Annotated in this window: 6 protein-coding genes; all 6 read left to right on the plus strand. The window is 32.6% G+C overall.

Features of this window, described 5'->3' with window-relative positions:
• Positions 1-882: MutS-related protein (locus tag CXF67_RS03380; protein ID WP_441344393.1), on the plus strand; the 882-nt coding region annotated here is incomplete at its 5' end.
• A gap of 148 nt (positions 883-1,030) precedes the next feature.
• A complete protein-coding gene (locus CXF67_RS03385; protein WP_102087465.1) occupies positions 1,031-1,972 on the plus strand; it encodes an alpha/beta hydrolase in 942 nt (313 codons plus the stop codon).
• Positions 1,973-2,274: 302 nt separating this feature from the next.
• Positions 2,275-2,871: a hypothetical protein gene (locus CXF67_RS03390; protein WP_257984573.1), complete on the plus strand. Its 597-nt coding sequence runs from the start codon at positions 2,275-2,277 to the stop codon at positions 2,869-2,871.
• A 189-nt stretch (positions 2,872-3,060) separates the two neighbouring features.
• Positions 3,061-3,495 carry a hypothetical protein gene (locus CXF67_RS03395; protein ID WP_102087467.1) on the plus strand — a complete coding sequence of 145 codons (435 nt, stop codon included), beginning with the start codon at positions 3,061-3,063 and terminating at the stop codon, positions 3,493-3,495.
• Between the two features lie 414 nt (positions 3,496-3,909).
• Positions 3,910-5,205 carry a hypothetical protein gene (locus CXF67_RS03400; protein ID WP_102087468.1) on the plus strand — a complete coding sequence of 432 codons (1,296 nt, stop codon included), beginning with the start codon at positions 3,910-3,912 and terminating at the stop codon, positions 5,203-5,205.
• Between the two features lie 487 nt (positions 5,206-5,692).
• On the plus strand, positions 5,693-6,901 hold the full coding sequence (locus CXF67_RS03405; protein ID WP_180957887.1) for a cyanophycinase: 1,209 nt from the start codon (positions 5,693-5,695) through the stop codon (positions 6,899-6,901).
• Positions 6,902-7,041: the final 140 nt, after the last annotated feature.

A 7,041-nucleotide genomic window follows, 5' to 3' on the forward strand; every position in this document is an offset into this window, starting at 1 on the left:
GCTTGGTTTATATTTGAGATTTTTAAAACAATGTTTTTACTTGAGCCTTTATTTCTTTTTGGCGTTTTAAAAAGATTAAACACTAAAAGAGAAGAGATAGAAAACGTTTTTAAGTTTGTTGGTCATATTGATATGCTAATTTCAATAGCATCTTTAAGAAACGGACTTGAAACGTTTTGTTTACCAATTATTAATGATGGTGACAAAATAATTGCTAAAGATATTAGCCATCCTTTAATTTTTAATTGCACAACTAATAGTATAAGCATATCTGAAAAATCCATACTTCTTACAGGTTCAAATATGTCTGGAAAAACTTCTTTTATTCGTGCCATTGGACTGAATGTAATAACTGGATTTACAATTAATACTTGTTTTGCAAAATCAATGAATTTTTCTTTGTTAAAAGTGTTTTCGGCAATCCGAATAAGTGATGATTTAATGAACGATAAAAGCTATTATTTTGAAGAAGTATTAACCATTAAGGAAATGCTTAAAGAGAGCGTAAACGGAAATAAAAACCTGTTTCTTTTAGATGAAATTTTTAAAGGCACGAATACAGTAGAGCGTATTTCTGCTGGAAAATCTGTTTTATCTGCTCTAACAAAGAATAATAATAAAATATTGGTTTCAACTCACGACATAGAATTAACCGATATGCTTTCAGACGAATATCAACTGTACCATTTTAGTGAGACAGTAAACGACAAAAATGTAGGGTTTGATTACAAACTTAAAGAAGGAAAATCAAAAAACAGAAATGCAATTAGAATCCTTGAAATTAACGATTATCCGAAAGAAGTTGTGAAAGAAGCAATCGAAATTGCAAAAGAATTAGATAAAACATATTTAGCGAAAAACACTTCTGGCAACACCGTATAAAATTAATTACTGGTTTTAGCTTATTTACGGAAGTTCTCGCGGACTTTAAATCTGTGTTTTATTTACTAACTTTAGTGCTTAAAACACGTAACTAATCTTATACAACAACGTTATAGCCCATTTTACAAAAGAAACAAACGAGAAATTAATGAAACTAATTAGATTTATAACAATACCACTTGTAGTAATATTGATTCACTCTTGCGCAATCAAAACATATAGGATTGCTGAACGTAGTGCATTTAGAGCAACACCATACGATATCGGTCAAGATAGCATCGATTTAGAAACTTATAATACGAACTATCAACAAAAATGGTTAAACATATCGGCAAGTATTATAGATTCAAGCAGGACTGAAATAATTAAAAGCGACACAATCGTTTTAAAGAGAGATTATGTTACAGTTAATGATAGTACGACCTTTGAATATTTCGAGTATTCTCCAGTTGAATATGACAAAACAATAGTTTTTTTTATTGGGAATTCATCTAGACACACGTCCTATGCAGAATATTTAATGACACTATCAATAAAAACAAAATCTAGAATTATTTCATGGAATTATCGCGGGTATGGGTATAGTAATGGGAAATCATCTTTTAAAACTCAGTTTATAGATAATTTAGAAATGTTCGACAAACTTGATATTGAAGACATTGATGATGATTTGATTGTAATAGGTTATTCTTTAGGTTCAACATTTGCAGCTGATTTAGCAGTTACTAAGCGACCAGATAAGCTAATTCTTTTATCTCCAGTATCAGATGTTTCTGATATATTAAAGCATTATAAGAAACAATTTCTTAGTGGAGGTAAGTTTATATTAAGACCATTTATTGATTTAACAGTTCCAGATTATTTATTGAATATAAGTAATATTGAAAAAGTAAAACAATATTCCAATGATTTATTGATACTTCATGCTAAGGATGATGAAGACCTTCCTTATAAAATGGGATTGAAATTATTTGAAAATTCAATTTCGACTAATAAACAATTAATGACGGTTAAAAAAGGAGGACATTCGGCAGCATTTGAAACAGAGAATTTAGAAGCTGTTGTGAGTTGGATTAAAAACGGGCTATAACAACAGCTCAAACGCAATGCGGGTAAGGGTTTAACCCGAATCAGATATAGCATTTACCAACCCCGCAAATTTAATTTCCTCACAGAGATAAAATTATGTAAATTGTGTTCTATAAATAAATTTGCTAACCGCAAAAATGGAACTAACTTGTTGTTAAGTCCGCACTGCCGTTTAGCTAAACGTTAGCAATAATACAAAAAACACATTCATAAATAATGAACCATAAATTTTATAATAAGAATAAAAAAGAGCGAAATAGAATCTTAATTGTGATAGCGATTTGTTCTATTATAATTATATTATTGTCAGTTATTATATCAATCTATTCAGGTATATATCTGATTGGAATTTTGACATTTCCAATAACCTTATCTATAATTGCACCATTCTTCGATATGCCTTTCTTAAAAAAAAATGGAAGAGTGATTTATTATTCAACTTTATTTATATCCGAAAAACCTAAAAACGGACTAATCAAAATTCACGGTGGAACTTTATTTGATTACTATTTCGTAATTGACAAAAAAATGAATGGTAAACAAAGAACCAATTTTATAATCCAACAGTATTTGGATGGACTTTTGCACCTAATCGAAAAGTATGAGAATGATAAGAAAATCAAAATTCGAGGAACAAGCTACATAATAAATAAAAGAACAGCAGAAAAAATTGGCTTTGAAATTGTTGAAACTGATATTTTGCAAAAAATAATCCTAATTTATAACTATTTCAATATTTTGATTTCAAATTCAATAGCTAAAAATAAATTATCATTTCCGAACATAAACAAAACCAAAACATTTGACGCTGATGTGAGTCAATTAATTGAACGAAAAGAATATATTGAGAAATTAAATAAATCATTAAAAAGTACTATTGCTAACACCGTGTATAATTAATTGCTAGGTCACTGCTGACTTACGAACATTCCTGCGGAATATTCTATCTGTGATTTATTTGCTAAATTAGGTGCTTAACCACGCAACTAACCATACACAATTCCGTTGGCAACAAGCTAAAAATAAATACCCGATTTCAATAACCTAACGCAACTTTTGAAATAAAAACCATCTTAAAATAAAATCACTATGAAATTTTTAAATTCAATTAAAGAATACATTTTATTAATTATTCTTATTTTTATCATAAGTAGCTGTAATAAGAATAATGATGATAATATAATTGTTGATTATGGTGGTGCTGCACAGTATTTTATAAATAATCAAACGGCTAAAAATATTATTATAATCTTCCAGAAATCCGAGGAATTAGGATTAGAAATAGATACAACTAATGTTATTGAAAAAAATACTTCTAGTAAAATTTTAGAGGATGCAATAATTGGTGCTAATCCAGTCCCTAAAAATTCGTTTAGAGAAATTAAAATTTATGAATCAACTGATTTAAATAATCCTTTTATAATCTTATCGCCAGTTGAAAATGAAGATTGGACAATTATTAGTCAGGATTTAGGAAGTTCAGCGTATGGTTTAACCACTTATGAAATTAAATTAACCGACTAAGAATAACTCAAAAGCCAGTTGCCAACAACGGGGATAAGTAATACGGGTGATATTGTTTTTTCGAAAGTTTCGGTATATTTGGGATGACCGCCAAATCTTCTGATTTGGCTTTTTGAGAAAATAAAATGTAAAAAGAAAAACACAAGATTTGGCTATAGGCTAGACCGTGAGTAAGCTAACTTCCCTCCCGCACTCCTCATACCCAAACGTTGTAAACAATAGCCACAAGATTCCTGAGTTCAATAACTTAACGCAAAAATGTAACAAAAGTTTAAATTTCTTACTAATAGAAAAATAAACTTTAAACAAATTAAAAAATTATTATTCGCTTTTGGAGCCTTTACACAGGTTTTTATACCAAAGTAAATTAAATAATCCAGTAAACAAAAATCTTAATTTTTAAACACCTATTCAATGCACAAAAAATTTTACCTATCTCTGCTTCTGGCAGTTTCAGTACTATTATCTTCCTGCCAAAAGGACGATGAAATTCCTCAAACCGACTACTCTATTGAATCTAGTTCGTATTTTGAGGTGATTAGCCAGCACCAAAACGGCTGGATAAAACAAGGCCAACAAAATTTTGTTTATCCCGAAAGCCAGGTTTCAAAAGAATTCGAATACTATGAAAACGGTTATATAAAATCAGCCAAAGTATACGCTAACAGTTTACCGCATCACCTGTATATGGAGGTAAGCCGCAGTGAGGATAATAAGCCGATCTGGTCTAAATACTACAATACCGGGGGTGAATTATGGTTTGAAACCGAGTATACCAACGGACTTCCCTCGGTCAAGAAGGTGTATAGCGAGGAGGGTACGGCTATTCAAAACTATACCAATGGCGACCTGAGTTCGGTTGAATTTACCACGACCGATAATAGCAGCACTATCACCACTACCTACAATGCAGCGGCCGGAAGCAGGAATGTAACCATTACTAATAACGACCAAACCATTCTGCAGGCAGATTATCCTTATCAGGAGCAGGTTGGTGCGGGAGTTTACATGAATACGGATGTGCCGGTCGCCAATCCTTTTGGTGATACTGAAGCCAACTATATCAAAAAGCTTCAATCGTCTGGCTGGAGTCCTAAATGGGAGAATAGGGCCGACCCGATAGAATTTATGTTTCCTTACCGTAATCACTATGAGTATTACAATCAGAGAATTGACTTTTCTACCAAGTTTGCTGTTAGCACCGATTTGTACCAGTCGGTTATTGAACAGTACCCGGTAACCGAAAACGGCGTACTGATGGGCGGTGTTCGCTATGTGGAGGGCTACGAGGATTACTTTCCCTCTATTGAGGTGCGAGACTCCCTGGCTCTAGTACATGATGAAAACCCGGCCCTATACGAGCTTAAATACGGCAAAGAATATGTTAGAAAGGTAGGCTGGGGCAAAACCTACCTTGTAATTGGAGCCATCCGCAACTTGCCTGCTGATAGCAACGCAGCCGATAAGGTAAAAAACATAGCTCGCAGGCGTATGGATGAAGTGCTGGGCGGCAACACTAGCCTCACTGCCGAAGAGCAGGAAATACTAAATAAGGTATGGTTTGAGGTAAAGTTTTTCTCCACTCTAAAGGAACACCGGAACGGGATGGTGATAAATTCTGCCGAGACGTATAACAGTGCAATGGAGGCGGTTGACAATGCAGAATCATCAGTAATTCAACTAGAATACGACCTGTTTGAATACTTATAAAAAGGAAAATGATGTATGCTAAGAGCCACTTCCGGAAAGGGGTGGCTTTTTTGTTTGGTTGGAAAGCCTTAGTTTGTTAGCTGATTCTTTTTACTTTAATAGGCAGGAAATATTTTATTTAGTGTTCTTCATATACAATCTCTATGTGGGATATATAATTGATGTAAATCAAAAAAGGCTTTCTGCTTGCAGAATATAATGTGACAACAGACACTTTTTATTAAATATTGATGGACAAAATTGGTTTTATTCAATTGATATGAAGAAATTAGAAATATCTATATAAGAAAAAAATTAACTCGGCTACAGTTTGCAACATCGGTTAAACGCAAATAGCGGGTAATCTGGTAAAAAGTACTATTTTAGAGACCAAGTAAAAAACAACTAAGCCGACAAGAACGTGTCCCTACTCCACGCTACTTGCCTTGACCAAGACCGTTAGCACACATTTAAAAAAAACATTCTGCACTATATGAAAATCAGTAAATTGAAAATAAATTTTCTCAAAATTGCATCAATATTTTCGCTTCTGATTTTAATGTTTTCTTGTCAAGACACAGTAAATAAATCGAATGAAACTAAAAGTCAATCTATTGGACCAACGAACGGAGCGTTATTAATTGGTGGAGGCGGAATAACTGACGAAATGTGGCAAGTGTTTTATGATTTGGCAGGTGGAAAGTCAGCTAAACTTGTGATTATTCCAACCGCATTTGATGAAAATTCGATAAACTATGACCCAGAATTTAAAATTTTAAAAAGACAGTTTACTGCTCGTGGATTCGATGATATTCAATTTATGCATACTAGAGATACTTTGGTAGCAGATAGCGATGAATTTATACAACCTTTAAAAAGTGCTACAGCAGTTTGGCTAACTGGCGGAAGACAATGGCGGACAGCAGACGCGTATTTGAATACTAAAACTCATTTGGAATTGAAAAATGTGCTAAAACGTGGCGGAATTATTGGTGGACATTCGGCAGGCGCATCTATTCAGGGTTCATATTTAGCAAGAGGCGGACGAGATTTAAACGGGAGTTATAGAATAATCAGCAATCCTAAGGTAGGTTTTGGATTTGTAACTAATACAGCTTTTGACCAACATTTTCTTGATAGAAACAGACAATATGATATGTTTGATTTATTAAAAATTAGACCAGAATTATTAGGTGTTGGAATAGACGAAGACACAGGCATTTTGGTACAAGGAAATGAATTTCAAGTTATAGGTAATAAATTTGTATCAATTTATGACAACACATTTTGGTCGCCCTATTTCAATGAGATTGACACACTCGAAACTGGAAAAAATAAATTTTATGTCTTAAAAAATGGCGATAAATACAACCTAAAAGAAAGACGTGTTCAAAGAAATAAGTTTTTAAAATCAAAAGACATTACTTCCAACGAAAAAAATGAATATTTAGGCACTTATTTGTTTGAGAAAAGTAAAGTGTATTGGAACAACATCGTAATTGAAAATGACACTTTGAAATTCCAAATTGTACGCAGAAATATTGTTCGTGACCCAATTCCAATTTACGCTTACGAAAAAGATATATTCTTTGATACAGACGCAGAATTATGGTTTCACTTTAAACGAGATAGTTTAGGTAAAATCATTGGATTTGACAAAAAAACGCATAAATTCATAAACGGTCTGAACCAGAGATTTAATAAGATTGTGGAATAAAAACTACCTACAACACTGTATAAAAAACATAGGGCGTTTGTGCTAAACCGAAAGTTCTGTGAATATTAACCAAGTCCGCTAAATATAAAATTTGGCGTTTAAAAAAGAAAAGATAAAAGCAAAATATTTATAGAGGTCAG

This window comes from Psychroflexus sp. MES1-P1E (assembly GCF_002836055.1).
Taxonomy (GTDB): Bacteria; Bacteroidota; Bacteroidia; order Flavobacteriales; family Flavobacteriaceae; genus Psychroflexus.